15 protein-coding genes are annotated in these 19,129 nt (G+C 43.4%); 8 read left to right on the plus strand and 7 right to left on the minus strand.

Annotated elements, in window-relative coordinates; all coding sequences use genetic code 11:
- The first annotated feature begins 46 nt into the window (after positions 1 to 46).
- Positions 47 to 793, plus strand: a complete 747-nt coding sequence (locus tag J7529_RS02280; protein ID WP_318727649.1) for a hypothetical protein — start codon at positions 47 to 49, stop codon at positions 791 to 793.
- Between the two features lie 65 nt (positions 794 to 858).
- On the opposite strand, the gene J7529_RS02285 is transcribed toward J7529_RS02280, so the two are convergent.
- Both J7529_RS02285 and J7529_RS02290 read right to left on the minus strand, forming a co-directional pair.
- Positions 859 to 4,590, minus strand: coding sequence for a CHAT domain-containing protein (locus J7529_RS02285; RefSeq protein ID WP_318727650.1), 3,732 nt, complete (start codon positions 4,588 to 4,590; stop codon positions 859 to 861).
- A gap of 114 nt (positions 4,591 to 4,704) precedes the next feature.
- A complete protein-coding gene (locus J7529_RS02290) occupies positions 4,705 to 5,463 on the minus strand; it encodes a DUF1822 family protein (protein ID WP_318727651.1) in 759 nt (252 codons plus the stop codon).
- 407 nt (positions 5,464 to 5,870) lie between these two features.
- Here J7529_RS02290 and J7529_RS02295 point away from each other — a divergent pair, with 407 nt between their 5' ends.
- The 5 genes from J7529_RS02295 (at position 5,871) to J7529_RS02315 (ending at position 8,571) form a co-directional block, all read left to right on the plus strand.
- On the plus strand, positions 5,871 to 6,200 hold the full coding sequence (locus J7529_RS02295; protein WP_318727652.1) for a hypothetical protein: 330 nt from the start codon (positions 5,871 to 5,873) through the stop codon (positions 6,198 to 6,200).
- Between the two features lie 152 nt (positions 6,201 to 6,352).
- A complete protein-coding gene (locus J7529_RS02300; protein ID WP_318727653.1) occupies positions 6,353 to 6,928 on the plus strand; it encodes a YkvA family protein in 576 nt (191 codons plus the stop codon).
- A gap of 158 nt (positions 6,929 to 7,086) precedes the next feature.
- Positions 7,087 to 7,698: a hypothetical protein gene (locus J7529_RS02305; protein WP_318727654.1), complete on the plus strand. Its 612-nt coding sequence runs from the start codon at positions 7,087 to 7,089 to the stop codon at positions 7,696 to 7,698.
- A 73-nt stretch (positions 7,699 to 7,771) separates the two neighbouring features.
- A complete protein-coding gene (locus J7529_RS02310) occupies positions 7,772 to 8,161 on the plus strand; it encodes a hypothetical protein (RefSeq protein WP_318727655.1) in 390 nt (129 codons plus the stop codon).
- Positions 8,162 to 8,301: 140 nt separating this feature from the next.
- Positions 8,302 to 8,571: a hypothetical protein gene (locus tag J7529_RS02315; RefSeq protein ID WP_318727656.1), complete on the plus strand. Its 270-nt coding sequence runs from the start codon at positions 8,302 to 8,304 to the stop codon at positions 8,569 to 8,571.
- A 90-nt stretch (positions 8,572 to 8,661) separates the two neighbouring features.
- On the opposite strand, the gene J7529_RS02320 is transcribed toward J7529_RS02315, so the two are convergent.
- Positions 8,662 to 9,624 (minus strand): Rpn family recombination-promoting nuclease/putative transposase, encoded by a 963-nt coding sequence (locus J7529_RS02320; RefSeq protein WP_318727657.1) that lies wholly within the window; start codon positions 9,622 to 9,624, stop codon positions 8,662 to 8,664.
- Positions 9,625 to 9,803: 179 nt separating this feature from the next.
- Positions 9,804 to 12,692: a glycerol-3-phosphate acyltransferase gene (locus J7529_RS02325; RefSeq protein WP_318727658.1), complete on the minus strand. Its 2,889-nt coding sequence runs from the start codon at positions 12,690 to 12,692 to the stop codon at positions 9,804 to 9,806.
- Positions 12,693 to 12,833: 141 nt separating this feature from the next.
- Between J7529_RS02325 and J7529_RS02330 the strand changes: the two genes are divergently transcribed.
- Both J7529_RS02330 and J7529_RS02335 read left to right on the plus strand, forming a co-directional pair.
- Complete coding sequence (locus tag J7529_RS02330) at positions 12,834 to 13,367, plus strand: YHS domain-containing (seleno)protein (RefSeq protein ID WP_271943075.1); 534 nt, start codon at positions 12,834 to 12,836, stop codon at positions 13,365 to 13,367.
- Between the two features lie 106 nt (positions 13,368 to 13,473).
- Positions 13,474 to 16,029 (plus strand): ATP-binding protein, encoded by a 2,556-nt coding sequence (locus tag J7529_RS02335; RefSeq protein WP_318727659.1) that lies wholly within the window; start codon positions 13,474 to 13,476, stop codon positions 16,027 to 16,029.
- Positions 16,030 to 16,041: 12 nt separating this feature from the next.
- Here J7529_RS02335 and J7529_RS02340 read toward each other — a convergent pair whose 3' ends face one another.
- The 3 genes from J7529_RS02340 to J7529_RS02350 form a co-directional block, all read right to left on the minus strand.
- Positions 16,042 to 17,571, minus strand: a complete 1,530-nt coding sequence (locus J7529_RS02340) for a YifB family Mg chelatase-like AAA ATPase (protein WP_318727660.1) — start codon at positions 17,569 to 17,571, stop codon at positions 16,042 to 16,044.
- Between the two features lie 59 nt (positions 17,572 to 17,630).
- A complete protein-coding gene (locus tag J7529_RS02345; RefSeq protein ID WP_318727661.1) occupies positions 17,631 to 17,882 on the minus strand; it encodes a hypothetical protein in 252 nt (83 codons plus the stop codon).
- 117 nt (positions 17,883 to 17,999) lie between these two features.
- A complete protein-coding gene (locus J7529_RS02350) occupies positions 18,000 to 18,617 on the minus strand; it encodes a GUN4 domain-containing protein (RefSeq protein WP_271943062.1) in 618 nt (205 codons plus the stop codon).
- Between the last annotated feature and the right edge of the window lie 512 nt (positions 18,618 to 19,129).

Below are 19,129 nucleotides of genomic sequence, written 5' to 3' on the forward strand. Positions count from 1 at the left end.
ACTAGATAGACTTTAAAAATCAAAGTTTCAAGGATGAGCAATGGTGATGGGGAAAATTTTTATTTGGACAATATGGTTGATTTATGTAGTTTATCTCTTGTTTTCGGACTTGCCCCCTGGTCCCTCTTTGCTGCATATTAATTCAGAATTACTGCAAGAAGTCTGGGATTTAAGCTTAAACTTTTGGTTTATTACTCCCCTGGTTTTACCTGAACAAGCGCCGGTTTTACATCCTGCCTTAGAAGGGTTATTTAATATCGTGGTGGCTTGGGCTTTATTATTATGGGGCTTTCTAGTGGATGGTCGAGGTCAACGCTGGCCGATGTTTCCATTTTTAGTGGGTATTGCCTTTTTGACAAATGTGTTTTATTTGCCTTGGTTAGGAATTAGACGCAGCAATCCAGAATTAGGCGATCGCCCCCTATCGCGATTAGAACAAGTCACAGAGAGTCGCGGTTGGGGTATTTTCTTAAGTGTAATTGTCCTAATTTCCATCAGTTGGGCGCTGTTTGCGAGACCGGAATTTGGTGATATTGGGCAGCGGTGGCAAGAATTGATGCAGATTATTAGTCGCGATCGCCTGGCGTATTCCTTTGCGATCGATTTGCTCTTCTTTTCCCTCTTTCAATCTTGGCTAGTGAATGATGATATGGCTCGTCGCCAATGGCACAATTCCACGCTGCTGTGGGTTACCCGCTTGATTCCCTTTTTTGGTTTGGTTGTCTATTTCTTGCTGCGTCCTCCTCTGGCGATCGAGGAGACACCAGTCTCCCTGGAGGAAGAACAGGCATAATATTATCCAATAATCATCAGAGGTATCTGTAGGGGCGAAAAATATGCAAGCCCCTACAACCGAGTCTAGCTATTGAAATCAAGATCGGTTATGGAATTGACCCCAGAAGCATCATTCAAGTGTTGTATCCACTCTCGGATGGAACGTTCTAGATTCGGGTCTTGGGGAAGGAATTGATGCAAAGGGGGTTCTAAGGGTCGCTCAGTAATCCAGGCGATATACACTCCCAGATTAGGAGAGGCAATTGCACGGCAGCAGTCGAGTAATTCTTGAGTGGGGTTGCATGGGTCGAAAATAAGGACTAACTTTTGCTTTTGCAAGTGTTGTCTAGCTCGAACGATCTGAAGTCCTAATTCAACGTCAGTGGCGACTGTAGGGATGGACTGATCTGGTAAGGCTTCGGCATAAATTGTATTGCACAGAGCTTGGGCGATCGCCTCGCGGTCTGTTTCTGCTTGCAAAGAGGCTGCGTTAATCCATAGCCGATGGGTATTTTTTAGACTCGTGTCATCGCAGGGTTGAGCAACCCTAGGTAATGGGGAATGATGAAGGGCTTGGTAAAAGTCTACATAATTGAGGAGATCGGCACAGAGCCACAATAATTCGTTGTAAACCCGATTTAGCTCTGAATTCTTCTCGGTGTTAGAGATCGCCTGTCGATCGCTTAATAAATCAACAATTTGGCGAGCATATTTTTCCTCAAAAATCACTTTCAGGTTTTCGAGGGCTGATAAGCGCATGTCTTCCTCTGGACTCTTGGCGAGTTCGAGCAGAGTCTCGAATGCTTGGTCACCCGGATCGATTTGATCTAGATAATTGCCTGCGAGTCCATGGAATTTGCGATCGCCACCATCAGATGAAGAAGTATCCGAGCGGTTTTGTAGAGTATCGAGAGCTAAAGTATGGTCTGGATCGAGTTCTGCTAAACTGGAGGCGATCGCCAAACGCTGCTCATCCTCTTGACTCTTACGCAACAAATTTTTCAGGACTTCTAAGGATTTTTCCTGGTCTTCTGACTGCTCTGGTGCCAGTTTACCGAGGGTGTAAGCAACGCGACTCAGGGTTGTGTCATCAGAGTAGGTGTCTAATAGTTCTCTGAGAATCTGAAGGACTAGGGGGCGATCGCTCTCTTGCAGGGCTGCATTGGCTCTCAGTTCAAGGGTTGCCGGAAAGCGCTTGATTTTTCCCCCTTCTACTTGCTCGCCAAAACACCATTTCACCAGTCCCCGGACAATGGTTTCTGCCTGTGGATAGTCTGGAAATTCCGCCAGTCCAGCGGCGGCTAAAAAATAAGCGCGATCGGAGTAGGGTTTAATCTCAGCCAGAAATTGCACTAAAGCATCGAGAAATTGTTCTTTCTGAGCGCTATCAATATCCTCCCGTCCTAACCACAGGAGAATCACTTCTTTCCAATGGCGGTCAAAAATACGGTAAACTCCTTCAGAGGGATTAAAGAAAAAGAGCCAATCTTCAATCGCCAGAGCCGCAAAATATTCTTGTAAATTCGGATGCAAGAAACCATACGACCATTGACTATTGTCGCGATCTTTCTTTTCCACTAAACTGAGAAAACCGACTTCAATGGCTTGCTCAAAGAGTTCCGGTTTTCTGGTGTTATAGCTCTCCATTTGCCGAAGCTGGAATTGATAGCTTTTATTTTCGAGGGTTTCGAGGGCAAGCGCTCCCAAGGCTGAATTGATCTCGCTGGGTTCTAAAGGATCGGATTCGGACGAGCATCGGCGATCGTAAAATCCATGGGTGAATTTCTTGTATAAAGCTGTTTTAGTGTCCGGCAAGTTTCCTTGATTCTGTTGCCAAAGCTCACAAAATATATTTAAGCACAGGGGGTTTTTGAGAATGGTTCTAAACTTTGCTTTTCTCGGAGTTCTCAGTTGAAATTGGAGCGCTGAGGCTAAATCTTGATCCGATGACTGGTTTTGACAATATTCAAACCATTTATCAACAAATTCATTAATTTGCTCGGGGTGAGTCAAACCCGCTACTCTATAAACATCAAAATCCTCTAGAATATTTGGGTGATATTCCCACAAATTCGAGCGACAAGTGAGAATCACTTGAGCTGGTGCAATCCAATCGGTGAGTTGATCGGCTAATAGACTCAAGGGAGACTCTTTGTTCCGTAAGATAGGCAGTTCATCCAATCCTTCCAGGAAGAGAAATACTCGCCCACTTTGAAATAACTGTCTCAGGTATTCTAAATCATTTGATGTCGCTTTCTCTTTTTTTAAAGCATCGGGTAGCCATTTTTTCTCGAAAAATTCTTCTAGGGTATCCCAACGGCGATCGTGTAAATCAGCTAAAGAGATCCAAATGGGATAAGCATTGGGTTGATGCTTTAATATCCACTCTACCATTTTTTGCAAGATCGCTTTTTTACCACTTCCGGTTTCGCCAATCAGAGCAATCCGTTTAAGAGATTTTTCACTGCCTAACACTGTTCCCAAAAAGTCATCATCGCTACGCAGAGAACCTTTCAGAAACTCCCGATCGTCTAGTCTTTCTAATGAGAGGGGCACATAAATTCTCTCACAGGCAGAAATATCGCGGTTAGTGTTGCAGCTTGAAGACGTACAATCGAGTTGGGGGTTAATTTTTTCTTCACAAACCTTGCGCCAATCAATACCCCCCGGTAGTCCCCGTAATTCCAGCCAACTCAAAGCTTCAGTCGTAGAATTCTGAAAGATGACGGGTAACCAAGAAGCATTGGGAAAATCAGATTCAAATCCTTGCAAGCGCTCTCGTGCTTCACGGAAAGATAAATAAAACGATTTATTCTGGGAAAAAGAGGACAGAAATGTTTTCAAAAATTCTTGGGCAATGAAATCGGGAACGGGTTCGCGCATCACCACAACTTGCGGAATATGCAGATCTTGGAGTTTGCGAGCTAATCCCAAACCATCGCAAGAGTTGAAAATAGCAATTTTTAAGCCCCGTCCCAGTGCTTTTCGCAATCCATATTTTACATCATCAATGGTCAAGTAATCTTCGTCATTGATATAAATACGACCGTCAGTTTCCTGGCTTTCACTATGACCGGCAAAAAACACAATATCATAAGTATTATCATATAAAAAACTCGATAGTTCTTGACGACTCGGCTTGTCCAGAATCGTGGGTTCTAAGGAAGGAATCGATTCGAGAAATTTCCGGTCTTCAGTTAAGTCTATATTTTCATCATTACCGAAGATAGCTAAAAGCTTAACTCGATCTTTGCCCGGTTTTTCATCTAAACTAATCTGAGGAGCGCTAGAATAATGGGAGGTAAAAATGACTTGAGCATGGGGGTAATCGTCGATTAAATCTAGTTGAGACCAGCAGGGCAAATTTAGCAATTCTAGCTCTGACGTATGGATAGAAATCTTAATCTTAATTTCTTCTTTGTCTTCTTTGTCAATGTCAGACAACGACAACTCTTTACGCCAATATTCCCGCAACTCCATACATTCTGGAGATTTGAACCATTTATTGAATCTCTCCTTCAACTGTTTAGAGTTCTCCCTGCACAATTGGCTCAATTCTGCAAAGTTTCTCTTGAGAGTATCAGCCTGAACGCTATCATGATCGAGTTTCCTCGTTCTTCTCATTTGTCTGAAATGACCAAGACTGAGATATTTTTCATTCCAACGTTTATAATCTTCTTGCAGTTCGAGATTCGGGGGCAGTTTTCCACGCGCATTAGCCAAGATTTGGTTTTGGGGGCCTCGAATTTGTACAGAAAGGTGGACTCCTTCAGAAAGAGAGCCATGTATCGTTAAGTCAATAAATCTTTGAAGCATTGTTCAACATGAGGGGTAAGGAACAAGATAACAAGCCGCCTAGAGAAGACTAGGTAACTTGCTATTGAGGGTGGGTTATTGGGTTGGAGTCGCTTTCCGTAAAAATTCTGTAATTTACACCATAAATCGTTCGACAACCCTATATCTACCCTGCTCTACAATTATACTAAAAGCATCGCCCTCTTCCACATTAAATTCCAGATTCTCCTTGGCATCAAAGACTTCGCCCTCCGGATTGTCTGCATCGCTTTCATCGAGTAACTGGATACGCAGGTCTTCCGGTAGATGGCTCGCTCCGGGACTGGGAAGAATCTGTACAATCACCTTGACTTTAGGTCTCTCTAGAGGTATAATTGTAGACACCATTTCGACTTGGCTATTTTCAAGCTCGTTAAAGACAATTGTCTTTCTCCGCGAAACCCCCTCACTGCGCTGACGAAAGGCAAAGCTCGGTTGATCAGTGGTGAACAACCCATCGACGGATTCCCACAGGGGAGTAAAAACATCCTGCAACCATTGACTCAGTTGAGTCCGTTGGGTTTGTTGTTCGGGTAGAGCGCTAATCTCTTGTATGGCAAAGCCCGCAATTTCGGTGAGTTCCCCTGAGTCAAACAGGGCTTTGATGCGCTCAAATCCTTCAGGAGATCCTTCAAATTCAATGATAATTGATCCAGATTTGATCTTAACCACAATTAAGTCCAGCTCCTTAGCTATTTTCTGTACTTCCTGTTCTAATGCCCGTCTTTGATCTAGTGTTAGATTTTTTAGATCTCCATGCAAGACGACTTCAAAACCAGTATATTTCTTCAATACTTCGATTTTTAAATTAGGCTTGATCAGATCGGGTTTGTAGCGAGCAATGTAATTAAACAACTCGTTTCGCCTCGGGCTATTTTGGTCAGTTGTTCCACTCTTTCGAGCGCCCAGAAAAGCAGTACAAATCTTACTGATACAACCTCTAACATTAGTGCGTTCAAGGGGCACGATTTCAGAAATTTCTCGATCTGTTCTACCAGATAAAAAAAGATCTAAAACTCTCCTTTCTGTTTCGTTAAGAGTGTCATATTGTGAGTCACAAAAACTTTTCTCGTCCGACATGATTGCAGATTTCAAGACTTTTTTGGGATTGCCCCTTTAACTTACCACATTTGAGCTACGGATTCTCTATCAAGATATGCTTGCTATCCGGTTCAATTAAATAAGCCACAAATGTGGTAGCAAGACAGCAATCTTCAACGATAGATTGATTGTGTTGGTTCGAGCAGAGGTAATCAGGACCTATGAGTAACCTGGTAAAAGCTACCTCCGCAATCACAGCGGCAGGAGCTGCGGCAGGGACTGCCGCTGTAAGTAGCGGTACAGTTGCTGTTTCGGTAGGTGCAGGTACAGCAGCAGGAACCGCTGGAAGCACGATGTTAGCGATCGCCATTGGCTCTAATGCTACAGCTACAGGTACGGTAGCTTTGGCATCAGGAGCTGGTGCAACTGCTGTGGGTGGAACTTTTGGCCTTGTGATTGCTCCACTTGCTCCAGTTGTTCTTCCTGTAGCAGGAGGTGTGGCTGTTATTGCTGGTTTGGGTTTGGCACTGAAAAAGGCAACAGACCGCTAAACCAGATTGGATTAACTCTGAGATTGATCAGAGTTAATCCAGTAACCGACTTCTATTGTTGAGCTGCATAGTTTTTCTCGAATAGATGAGGTACATACTCATTCCCTGTCTTGAAATCATTCTGCGATTACCTAGTAAGTGAGGAGAACAAAATGCCAAATCCTAATAAGGATCGTCCAAATAAGGATCGTCCAATCAAAGATTTTGAACGCATTCGCAATCAGACAAAACCCGGAGATGCAGCAAAAGTAGATGTGGACAAAGTGGCGCAGAAAAATAGAGGGCCTGTCAAAGAAGTTTGGGATAAGGTTCAGACTCTGATGAGCACGATTCAAAATCCCGATGCAGGATTTACAGCAAAAGGTATTGCAATCGCTGCACTGCTGTATCTGATCTCTCCTTTTGATGCGATTCCTGATGTCATTCCAATTGTCGGATTGACTGATGATGTTTCCGTTATTGTCTATGCTATTTACAAGCTAAGTCAACTTAGCTCGATGGCCCAAATTATGGGAAAGTCTCTAGATTTCGAGTTTCGAGAACGACAAGACAAGATCGATGCGATGAAAGAATTGGAACGACATAAACGCGATTTAGAGTTTCAAGAACGGCAAAATGAAGTCAACAGTACCACAGAATTAGAGCGACATAAATTTACGACAGTAGCTCTTCTTATTGGATTCACGACTGTTGTGTGTTCAGTTCTTACAGCGATTATTGTGTTGTAGTATCTCTTGCAAAGTTATGCCATGCAAGGGGCATTAAGTCCCTTGCATCTGAATCTTCTGTTAAGCAGTATGTCTTTTGTTCGAGTTAGCATCTACACTCAACAATCGCCTATGTCTACTAAGCCTAGTCAATAAGTCAAAATCAACTGAGGAAATACATGATTTTCAACAAGAATAAAACTGAAGACGATAATGCTATGCGAGATATCGATTCTCAAACTCTCAAGAATGAGTCAGGATGGCAATCTCTATCTCCAGCTCTAATTCGCAAAGCGCAGCAACTTCCTGCGCAACACGAAAATTCGCAACACGAAAATTGGTCTTGCGGGCCAAATTCTGCTTATCGCGCTCTCTGTCTCAATGGTCAACATACCTCCGCCAAAGGATTACAATCTTTTATCGAGAATTGTCCTACATCATTAAGAGTCTCTGACAAGAGGATAATCGGCCCGACTCCCAGCAAACTCGCCAATTATATCAACAGCCACACTAGTTCGAGTGTTAACGAATGTAGTTGCGTCAAGTGGGATTCATTCTGGCCTGCTATCCGGGGAAATCTAGGGAAACACCCGTCTCTTGTTCTCGTGCAGTTCAGCACATTTAAACTCCACTATGTCAATGTTGTCGGCTACAACTCGCATAGCAAAGAAGTAGCTATTTTAGACACCAATAATTCCCTGAAAGCATGGACAATTGAGCAGTTTCGACATCTGAGTGCAGTTAGTGCTAAGTATTTGTCGAAAAATTATTATGCTATCCATCTGACTTAAGTTAACCACAGACGTGGTAGTCGGATAGCAGTCTGCAACGATAGATTGATAGTGTTAGTTTTAGGATATGTTAATGGGATACTTGACCGTTATTAGTGAAACCGGTTTTCCTCATTCTGCTTGCTTGTTTGAGTACAACGGCAAAGCAGAATGGTATGGATTTAAGCCAAAAGTTCCGAAAGCTCCCCGTGGTGCTGGCTATGTCGATCGCACTGATAGGAGTCCTCACATCAAGGATTCAGTCAAGTTTGCGATCGCTGACGCGAAACTAGCACAAGTTATTGCCCAACTGTTGACCAAATATGAAGGCTTAACTTACTCCGTTGGTACGGGGCCAGATTGTGTTAACTTCTCGGTTGATGCTGCTCAGTGGTGTGGATTAAAAACTCCTCCACGCCCCAATCTTTTTCCTGGTAATCTTGTGACGAATCTAGCTCGATTGAATGCCAATTTAGTCCAATAGCGCATCGATCGGGCCAGAGGAAGTACCTCAAAAAACTGCCTCTGGCTTTTGTGCGATCAAATCACCACATTTGTGGTAGCTACTACCAATTCACCGTGCTAGATTGAGTTTGTTCACCCATTTGTGTAAGGAAGTGAATCATGATAAATTCTTTCCCTGTAATCAACCCAGAGTTGATAGCCTTCGCAACAAAACTGTTCCTTTTTCTTGTCGAAAAAGTGATCATTCCACTGGCTACTTTAGCTTATAACTTTGCAATGGCGAACCCACAAGTAATCATAATTCTCATTATAGCGGTAGCTGTAGTTCTAATTTTTCGATGGGCTATTAATAAGGGTTATGCAGTAGATAGTGGCTTTGGCTTTGGCGGAGATGGGGGATCTGGAGGAATCAGTATTCGTCCTGCTTGATCGCAGATGAACTACTGAACCGTATATGGCGATCGCCGAACTCTCCCAACTGGCGATCGCCGTTTCTTCATCTGAGCCTCCCGACTCCCTTCACCCCCCCTCCCTCAACCAACGGTCGAAATCCTGTAAACTCGTCCAATCGAGGATTATAATCCCCAGCTCATCTAAATCATCCAGAGACAACCGTTGCATTTGGGCTAGAGTCGCTTCAGGAACCTCTCCAAACCGTCGCTGAAGTTGACGCAAAATTAATCCTAATGCTGCTTCAACCCGACCTTCCTCACGACCTTGTTCTAGCCCTTGTTCTAGCCCTTGTTCTAGCCCTTGTTCTAGCCCTTCTATCCTTGCTTGCACCACATAACCTTCCTGGTCAAGGAGCCACCTCTCCTTTCGCTCTAACTCTTCGAGTTCCTTGGCACTCAAATTGGCTCGATTGGCTATTTCCAAGGCTTTGCCGATTTCTGGTACTTCTTCTAGAGAACTGGGAATCATCTCTAAATTGGGTGCTTCCTTCATAAAGTAAATCCATTTTTCCGTTAGAGTTTCCAATTCTTCCAAGGATTTATTGAATTTTCGCAACTCCACAAAGATCAGTTCAATTTGTTCGTCAGGATACTCCAATGAGGGTAGGTTTTTCTCCTTTAAACCAAAATGGGTAATAATCGGTTTTACCTCCGGAAATAGGGGCAAGTCAGCTATGGTTAGAGCAATGACGGGTTGCAATCCCACATAGGGTTTTCCTCTGCTGAGTTGATTGCTATAGGTTTTTGCCCAGTTATACAACACTCGCTTTTTGAAAGCAGGTACATTTAGCACTTGCATTTCAATCAGGACAATTGTGCCGTTGCCTAGGACGGCTTTGACATCGAGATAGCTATCTTTTAGACCACTACTCTCACCTTGATTATAGGGATCGATAATTTCTAGGTCTTTGATTTTTGGCTCACCGGCATAAATGAGAGCGTTTAAGAAGCTGATGAGGATATCGTTACTTTCTTGGGAGCCAAAGATGCGCTTAAAGGCGAAATCGGTTTTGGGGCTGATAAATTGCATAGTGTTTGAGGGTTTCCTCGCTTGGTGGAGACTGGAGCCATAATCAACAGGCTATAGGCGATCGCTCCGATCTTAGCTTAACCAGAACCATGTGTAGGGGCGAAAAATATGCAGAGCAACTACCACCGTGTCTACCATTAAAGTCCCAAGCTAAATCTGGAGAGCGATCGCTACATTAATTATTCATTATTCATTACTTCCACCATTCCGGTTTCCCCATCAATGCGTACCCATTGCCCATCATGCAAGCGTTCCATAATATTGGGAATATCCATCACTGCTGGAATTCCGTACTCTCGCGCCACGATCGCCCCATGGGATAGCCTTCCCCCAACTTCGGAAATCAATCCGCCTGCTTTTGCCAATACCAAAGACCAACCCGAATCCGTATAAGGAACAACTAAAATTGTATCGGTATCTACAGCTTCCATATTTTGCAACTGACGCATAATTTTTACCCGACCTTCCGCCTGTCCTGGACTTGCGCCAATGCCTGATAACGTTTGCCCTTCCTTTAATCTAGACTGAGTAGAGGTAGTAATTCTTTTGATAGGTTGATTACCGTAGGCAACGTAAGGAATAGATTTCACCAATTTATTTTGGGCAAATGTGGCTCTGCGAGTCGCAATAATTTCTGGTATGCGGTCCGTCGATAAAAATGTATCGGTAGAGTCAGATAACACGGCTTGCACTTCGGGTAAGGTGAGGAAAAAGATATCTTCTTGAGTCTGTAAAATACCGGATTCGATCCAGAAGTTTTCTAGGGCTAAGAAACTCCAACGCAACTGAGCTAACAATTGGCTGTAGACTTGAGTAACTTGACCCTTGAGATTTAAGCGCACTTGTACCATTTGAATTTTAAGGCGTTTCGGTAGGGTTTTGGGGCGATCGCCTTTCATCTGATGTAACTGTTGTAAAAACATATCGCGCACCATCCTCGGATTATCCCGCCATCGAGGAACGGAAATATCCGTTGCCACCTCACTCAGATATCCATAATCCTCCATAAATTGGCAGAGCTGATCGATAATACTCTGACCATCGGGCAATTCAGACAAACAACCAAATAAGGTTTCTGGGGTCTCTGTCTCCAAATGGGGCAGTAAATGATGGGCACAGGTGGCCAACTCTTGCAATGCTTCCAGAGCAGCAACTTCTGGCATTTCTTGATAATCTAAATCCTGTTCAGAAACCTGAAATACCGCCTGCCTCAAGGCAAAACTCAAGGGGGCTAAAATACTGTAATAGGTGGCACGCTTTAGGGTTTCTAAAATTAAATCTACACGGTCTAAGCACTCTGAAGGGGTTTGAGGAACTTGGTTTTTCAATTGCTCTAATGTAGGGGAAAACCACTTGCGGTTATCTCGCTCAAAATCCTCTTCTAAAGACCATTCCCGTTGCAGAAGTCGCCATAATCCGGGAATTTGTTTGACGGTAGACGATAGGGGGGGGCGCGTAAACTTTGCTCCTCTGGTGAGAAACTCTAAACTTTCGGGCGGTAGTCCCATCTGGCGAAAAATTTCTCCTAATAGAGAAGCATTAAAATAAGCGACGGAATGGTGTAGCGTAGCTAATTGATTTAAGTCTAAATTAGCAATTTTTTTGCCTAAAACCAGGACAAAAATATCGCGCCAAACGCCACAAGTCAGGGGTTGATTAATTGACCAGGTCAGGGGATGAATAAATCCGGGAATGACTTCGGCAGCGATTTTTCTCGTCCAAATTGGACTCAGGGTAGTAATGGGGCGAGTTTGTAAAATCCACAGTTGCTGACCATCATGCGTCCATTCAATATCTTGGGGGATTCCGTGATAGTTGCCTTCAATTTGACGGGTTATTTGAGCCACTTGGTGAATTAAGGCGGGAGGAATATCTCCATCCCCTTCTAAAATTTGGGTAGTCGGTTCTCCATCCGTTTCTATCACTAGGACGCGATAGGATTCTGGCGTAACTTGACCGGAAACGACACGGCTCGGATCTCCGGGAAGCGCTTCAATGATGACATCTTCACCACTGCGGGCAATGGGGTCACGGCTAAAGGCAACACCGGAAAAGACTCCGGCGATTTGTTGTTGAATTAAAACGGCGACTTGGGTATCGGGGAGTTGTCGGCTTTGACGATAGGCGATCGCCTGGGGATTATCGGCCGATCGCATACAAGTGAGGATGGCTTGGTGTAAGCCTTGGGCGTTAGTAATCTGGGGAATACTGGTATATTGACCGGCTCCAGAGGAGTGTAGCGTATCTTCTCCGAAGGCTGAGGAGCGAACAATCAGAGGGTTCTGAGGAGAGGGGTTCAGGAGGCTAATTACCGGTTGGGGGTCATCTCCAGGGAGTAAAATCCAACCCGGAGGAACGGGATAACCGAGTTTTTTCAGGTAAGCGAGATTAGCCGCTTTTGCACCCACTTCTTGAGCTTTGAGGGGGCGATCGAGGGAGAGAATTCCCTTATTTCCAGGAAAGAGTGAGGGCATATTTGGGTTTCGAGTGGAGGAATTAGAGGGAAGTTCGAGGTCGTCGGGGATGTGTTGGTAGATGAGCGCGAGGCTGGTGTTGAGGGATATGGTGGCGATCGCCAATCCTTTGTCACTCGGATGCATGAGAATCTGAAGCAGGGGAAACAGGATTAAGATGCCATATTGACGAGATTTGCGCTCCCGGACAACTGTGAGACCTATCAGAGCGATCAGTCCCACGAGGAGGGAAATTTGCCAATTATGCACTACTAATCCCCAGGTAGCATTGGTGGTTCCTGCGGCTTGACTGATGAAGTAGCGTCCCAAAACGAGGGCGATCAGGGCGATGATTTCCCAAACGGGAGTTTGGGGAAAGAGCGATCGCGCCAAGAGAACTGCACCGATCCCTTTTCCTGCTTCCGATAAAACGGCACCAATCCCTGCCAGTTTACCCCCATGATAAAAGGCAGCCGAAACGGAAATATTTCCTGTACCCAGTCGGGCTAAGTCTTTGCCCGTTAACGCTAGGGTAAGCCATTGGATCAGGGGCGTACCGCCGAGCAATGGACAGAAGATTAAAATAGTCAGACCTTTGAGTAGTTCGATAGACATGATGATCAGGGGTTCATGCAATCCACAATCACTGATGATGGTGATTTTAATACGACATCGCTCTATCTGGAGTGGCTAAAATGGAATAGTAAGGGTAAGAAACTACTTTTTACCTGTGCTGTGTAAAGAAGAGTATTTTTTATGTTCCCTAAGTATTTACTGATGGCGACTCTCAGTTTACCTGTCTTGGTCTTCGTAGGTTGTACTTCTAATTCTAACCAGCATCAGACCGAGAATCAGACAATTAGCGTCACTGAATCCCCAAGCGATCGCCAAGAAGATTTTAGCTTAAATTTAGACGAACAGGGACGTGCATTGAAAGGCTATGATCCAGTCACTTATTTTACGGAAGGTAAGCCAGTACAAGGGAAAGCCGAATTTAGTCTTGATTGGAATGGAGCGACGTGGTATTTTAGCAGTGCAGAACATCGAGAGCGATTTGCAGCTAACCCTGATCAATTTGCACCAGCTAATGGGGGTTATTGCACCTTTGGTGTAGTTCTTGCCAAGAAATTTGATGGAGATCCAAAAGTCTGGTCATTGCATGAAAATAGACTGTATGTTTTCCTCAATGAAGAGGTGAAGACCAAATTTTTTCAGGATACAGTGGGTAACTTTAAGAAAGTGTCGAAGAATTGGCCAGAAATTGCACCAAAAGCACCTGAAGAGCTATAAACTTTGATCTACTGTAGCACTCCGTCTAAGTATTCTAAAGGAGCTTAAGGGATAGTAAGGCGTGTCTTTATACACGAAATATTAGGCGTATTTCACGCGATCGCGAATGAGGAAACGAAAAAACACTATTTTACCTCAATTCTCTTTAGTGGCCGGTGTTGCCTTGTTTCTGATCGTGACTTGGGCCATTTTGGATTTCCGCGATCGTTCAAAAACCAATTTCATTTTACAAGAGCAAGAAAGATTTTGGAGTTTGAAAAAGAACGTTAAAGCTATTCAGCTAGAACTGACTTTAGCACGGCTGGATGAATCTCAGTTGACTTCGTCACGAAAGTTGATTTTTTTTGAAAGCTTTGAAGAACGCATAAAATATATTTTAGAGTTATCTGAAAATTTAAAGGAACAGTGTCAAAATGATCGAGAAATCTTGATACTGTTAAGCAATACAACGCGAATCCTAGATCGATATAGAATTTCAGTCAATAATATTTTAAAAGCCCAAACTCATATGGGTTTAGTTGGACAAGAAGGGGTTTTATTAGAGACAACAGAGGCTAAAAGAGAAATTGAAAATTACTTAGAGAAAACAAATCAAGATTCATTAATAGTTGAATTTATTCATATGCAGCTTGATGAAAAAGAATTTAGTAATTCTTTGGACATGAGGATTGCGGATGGATTACTTAAAAGAGCAAAACAATTAAGTCAGGATGTGGAGACACTCAACTTATCACCACAGCTCAAGATTGGTTTAGAAAATGAACTTAATCACTACCGAGTTCTTGTATCTCAATTAACGGCTAATATTCTAGAACTAGAATTGCTCATAGCTGAAAGTACATTGCAATACCAGCTCATTGCTCCAGAACTGATCAAAATTGATCAAGAAATTGATACTTTGTTAAATCAAGCTGCGGAAGACCTACGAGAACAACGACACCAATCTTTATATCAAATGTTAATCATTTTCACAAGCGCTTTGCTGGTGCTTAGTCTCTTCACATTTTTAAAAATTCGGAGTTCACAACAGTTAGTAATTCGATTACGAAATCTGGCACAGGGGATGGAAGAAATTGCAGTAGGTAATTTTCTAAATACTCACAGTTTACCCCAGGGTGATGATGAAATTGGGTTTCTTACTCAGAGATTTTTGAATATGTCTTTACAAATTAAAACGCAAATCAAAACCATAAAACAGGAACAAAAAAAAGCGGAAGATGCCAATCAGTCAAAATCTAAATTTTTAGCGAGTATGAGTCATGAATTACGAACTCCACTCAATGCAATATTAGGCTTCACACAATTAATGAACCGCGACCTAAGTTTGAATCAAGATCATCAAAAAAAGCTCAACATTATTCTGCAAAGCGGCGAACATTTACTGGCTCTCATTAATGATGTTTTGGATTTGTCAAAAATTGAATCTGGACGCATCACATTAACGATAAAAAGCTTTGATTTATATAAGTTAATTGAAACTTTAGAAGTCATGTTAAAAGTCAAAGCTAATACCAAAAAAATTGACTTTTTAATTGAATGCGATTCAGAAATCCCCAGATGGATTAAAACAGATGAAGTGAAATTGCGTCAAATCTTGATTAATTTATTAGGTAATGCTATCAAATTCACAGAAAAAGGCCAGGTAATTTTACGAGTCTCATGGCTGAAATATCCAGCAATACCCATTGGCAAAATCAGCTTTGAAGTAGAAGATACAGGTCCTGGAATTGCTCCGGAAGAAATGAGCCGGTTGTTTGAAGCTTTTGTACAAACAGAAACAGGGCGAAAATCTGGTGAAGGAACTGGTTTGGGGCTGCCAATTTCACAAAAATTTGTTGAACTAATGGGTGGAGAACTTAGGGTTGAAAGTGTGATAGAAAAAGGATCTATTTTTAGTTTTGATATTCAGGTCGAATGTCTAGACTTAGGAAAACTAGAAACTGAGGTTCAGAGAAAACGAGTGATTGCACTGCAACCTAATCAAGCGAAATATAGAATTGCCATTGTAGAAGATAAACTGGAAAATCGCTTGGTTTTAAATGAACTTTTGGTCTCAGTAGGATTTGAAGTGGCAGAAGCTTATAATGGGCAAGAAGCGATCGCCCTCTGGGAACAATGGAATCCTCACTTAATCTGGATGGATATTCAGATGCCAGAAATGGATGGTTATGAAGCAACTCGGTGTATTCGTCATCTGGAGAAACAAAAATTAACCCTTCTACCTCAACCCCCTCCTCCAGTAACGATTATTGCTCTAACAGCTAGTGTTCTGGAACATGAAAGAGCAGCTATATTTGAAGCTGGGTGTGATGAATTCGTCAGTAAACCGTTTCAAGAAACGGAGATCTTTGAGAAGATCGAGAAATATTTGGGAGTACGCTATATTTACGAAGAACCTAAAGACTTGGATAGAGTAACCACTGAGCCATCACAGGATCTTTCGGATGTAAGCCAGCAACTTAAAACCCTATCCATAGATTGGATTTATTCTTTACATCAATCCTGTATGGAAGCAGATGGGGATAAGGCTTTAGAGCTGATTGATGAGATTCGTGATGCTTGTCCCAGGGTGGTGGATTCATTAACCTATTTAATTGAGAATTTTCAGTTTGAACAACTGACTCACATGACAGAAGTAATTTTAAATCAGCAGGAATTTTAAGTTTTAATTGATTCATTGCATTCGATCGATCATCCGATATTGGATGGCTTCGGCAATATGGGCAGATTGCAGGGTTTCCTGACCAGCTAAATCGGCGATCGTGCGAGCAACTTTGAGGATGCGATCGGTTCCCCGAGCGGATAATCCTAACTTGCGAATGGCTCCTTCTAATATTTGCTGACAAGTTTGATCGAGTTGACACCACTGGCGCAGATGCGAAGTTTGCATATGAGCGTTGCAATGGAGATTGGGATCGTTTTGGAATCTGAATCGAGCGCGATCTCGTCCCATTTTAACCCGTTCGAGTACAGTGGCTGAAGGTTCCCCGGTACTCTGTTGGGTAATTTCTTCGGGTTTGAGACGGTTGACGGTAACTTGTAGATCGATGCGATCGAGTAATGGACCAGATAATTTGGCCCAGTAATTAATTCGTTGGCGTGGGGAGCAGGTGCAGGATTGAATGGAATCCCCGTAATAGCCACAGGGACAGGGATTTGTCGAAGCGACGAGGGTAAACTGGGCGGGAAACGTAACCGTTTGACGAGCACGGGAAATGGTGACTTCCCCATCTTCGAGGGGTTGGCGCAGGAATTCGAGAACATTGCGTTTAAACTCGCTCAATTCATCGAGAAAAAGTATACCTTCATGGGCGAGGGAAATTTCACCGGGTCTGGGATAGCTGCCACCACCTACTAAAGAAGCACCTGAAGCGGAATGGTGCGGACTGCGAAAGGGGCGATCGCACACTAAAGAGCCTTTATTCTTCAATAAACCAGCGACCGAATGAATTTGAGTCACTTCTAAAGCCTCGTCAAAGCTCAAGGGTGGCAAAATTCCGGGTAAACGCCGTGCTAACATTGTTTTCCCACTACCTGGCGGACCAATAAAGCATAAATTGTGACCGCCCGCCGCCGCAATTTCCAAGGCACGGCGACCATGGACTTGTCCCTTAACATCCTCAAGGTCTAAACGCTTCGCAGATGAATTTTGCCAACGTTTCACGCCATTAAATACTACAGGTTCGTAGCGATCGGGCTGACTGAGGAAATCCCCGACTTCAGAAAGTTGCTTAAATCCATACACCTTCAATCCACTGACGAGGGCAGCTTCTTGCACATTATCTTCCGGAACGACTAATCCTGTAATGTCTAATTTTTCCGCAGCAGCGGCGATCGGTAACACTCCAGCCACCGGGCGCAAACTCCCATCTAGGGAGACTTCCCCCAAAAACAAATAATCTCCGAGTAACTGAGGATTGACCTGTTCCGAAGCCGCCAAAATTCCAATACCAATGGGCAAATCAAAACTTGGCCCCTCCTTACGCAAATCTGCGGGAGTCAAGTTAATCACGATTCTTCGCATGGGAAACGCATATCCCGAATTTCTCAAGGTCGCCTTCACCCTTTCCCGCGACTCTTGCACCGCTGTATCCGGCAATCCAACCACCACGATCGCCGGTAGTCCCCCAGATACATCAACTTCAACTCCCACCTTAATGGCGTTGATTCCGACTAGGGATGCACTCCAGACTCTAGCTAACATAAGTAATGGATCATAAGGTAATGGTAATCTCCGCGTCTTCCCATTCCCCCACTCCCCCATTAATCTACTTCAGCCGGTTTATTTTGTCGCACAGTTTCGATCAAAGAACCGATCACAAAACCCGCAGACGCTCCAATTATGGCATAGGTACGAGGCGCTCGTGATGTACTAAATCCATCGATAAATTCGGGTCGGTGGGTGAGATCGCAACATTGAAATTGTCGTTGCGACATTTTCGACACCGACAATCCAAAGACAATACCAATCAAAGCTGTAACGACCCCAGAAAAAAAAATTAACTTCAGATTCATGAGTATTCCTCCACGCTTGTCAATACCCTACCTTGTTTATAGCAAAACAGGGGCATTTTTCACCCCTGTTCTCAATAGGTCTTAACACAATAGTGAGGAACTTCAGTTATAGTTCTGTTACATACCACACCGAATCATCCGGGCAAAGAAATAGGTCGCCATTTTTCCACCATAGGGCGATCGCCACCATCCCGAAGGATGAGACCCCGCAGGCGCATCTAAGCTAAAATCCAGGTTCTCTAGCTCCAAAAATTTGCCATCTTTAAACCAACCCATCTTAGCTGCTGTTTTCTCTAAAATCTTCATATCCACTTTAGAAATATCATCACTACCCCCCTCCTCCACATAGAATTGTTTCTGGACGCTAAAACCGAACTTGCCATTACTATATTTGAGCCACAGGCGATCGATCACGCGAATAATACTACAGGGACACATCAGCACATCATCCGGCGTTAATTTATCATGACGGCTTTGGCCCATCGCTTCTAACATTAAGGCAGTAGTAATGTCGTCTGCTTCCTTCCACTGACCAGCACTTAAACATTCACCCAACTTACCATAGCGCTCTACATCAGTGACGACATTGAGTAAGTATTCAACTTGTTCTTGTAGTTTATTGACTTTTTCGGGTAAGGATGTCATTACACTCAATTGAGCTATTTGCGCCTCCAGTTCAGAAACACGAGTTTCTAAATCAGGTGTTTGGGTTTCATTGGAGCGTTCGTTAGACATGAGGTTTAGATCAATACAGATTCTTCTGCTGTTCATTGTGGCAAATTCTGGGACAGATGGGGAGGAGGGAGACACGGATAGACCAAGCAATTACCTATTGCCTATGAGCAGTGTCAAGTACTTTATGGAGATTTATTGCAATTTCAAATTCTTCCCAAGGCAAATCTTTGTATTTTTAAGAATTAAGAGGAAAGAGATGGACTCTTTTAATGAACCCCACTTAATATTCTCGGATGAGATTAAGAAGAGGGAGATAAAAAAAGACAAGAAAGGATTGAGTCGGAACGGTTTCAATTTGTAAAGAATTTAAAGCATCGAATAGGTGATGATCTAGTAGAAATCATCATTCAATGGAATACTTCGATCCATGGAGCTTCATTGCTTTATTTCGACTCTGATGCAGGAGATTACGGTACTTGCCTGTCAGTTCCACCTGAACTTTACACAGGGGGCTTCCTGGAGAGTAGCAACCCTGGAGAACTAGAACTTTATGCAAGCGGAACAGTAGCCAT

This window comes from Roseofilum sp. Guam (genome assembly GCF_017746735.1).
Lineage (GTDB): Bacteria > Cyanobacteriota > Cyanobacteriia > Cyanobacteriales > Desertifilaceae > Roseofilum > Roseofilum reptotaenium.

Coding starts and splice junctions, on each gene's coding strand:
- J7529_RS02280 (WP_318727649.1), top strand. CDS start 47: ATGGGGAAAATTTTTATTTGGACAATATGGTTGATTTATGTAGTTTAT.
- J7529_RS02285 (WP_318727650.1), bottom strand. CDS start 4,590: ATGCTTCAAAGATTTATTGACTTAACGATACATGGCTCTCTTTCTGAA.
- J7529_RS02295 (WP_318727652.1), top strand. CDS start 5,871: ATGAGTAACCTGGTAAAAGCTACCTCCGCAATCACAGCGGCAGGAGCT.
- J7529_RS02300 (WP_318727653.1), top strand. CDS start 6,353: ATGCCAAATCCTAATAAGGATCGTCCAAATAAGGATCGTCCAATCAAA.
- J7529_RS02305 (WP_318727654.1), top strand. CDS start 7,087: ATGATTTTCAACAAGAATAAAACTGAAGACGATAATGCTATGCGAGAT.
- J7529_RS02310 (WP_318727655.1), top strand. CDS start 7,772: ATGGGATACTTGACCGTTATTAGTGAAACCGGTTTTCCTCATTCTGCT.
- J7529_RS02315 (WP_318727656.1), top strand. CDS start 8,302: ATGATAAATTCTTTCCCTGTAATCAACCCAGAGTTGATAGCCTTCGCA.
- J7529_RS02320 (WP_318727657.1), bottom strand. CDS start 9,624: ATGCAATTTATCAGCCCCAAAACCGATTTCGCCTTTAAGCGCATCTTT.
- J7529_RS02325 (WP_318727658.1), bottom strand. CDS start 12,692: ATGTCTATCGAACTACTCAAAGGTCTGACTATTTTAATCTTCTGTCCA.
- J7529_RS02330 (WP_271943075.1), top strand. CDS start 12,834: ATGTTCCCTAAGTATTTACTGATGGCGACTCTCAGTTTACCTGTCTTG.
- J7529_RS02335 (WP_318727659.1), top strand. CDS start 13,474: ATGAGGAAACGAAAAAACACTATTTTACCTCAATTCTCTTTAGTGGCC.
- J7529_RS02340 (WP_318727660.1), bottom strand. CDS start 17,571: ATGTTAGCTAGAGTCTGGAGTGCATCCCTAGTCGGAATCAACGCCATT.
- J7529_RS02345 (WP_318727661.1), bottom strand. CDS start 17,882: ATGAATCTGAAGTTAATTTTTTTTTCTGGGGTCGTTACAGCTTTGATT.
- J7529_RS02350 (WP_271943062.1), bottom strand. CDS start 18,617: ATGTCTAACGAACGCTCCAATGAAACCCAAACACCTGATTTAGAAACT.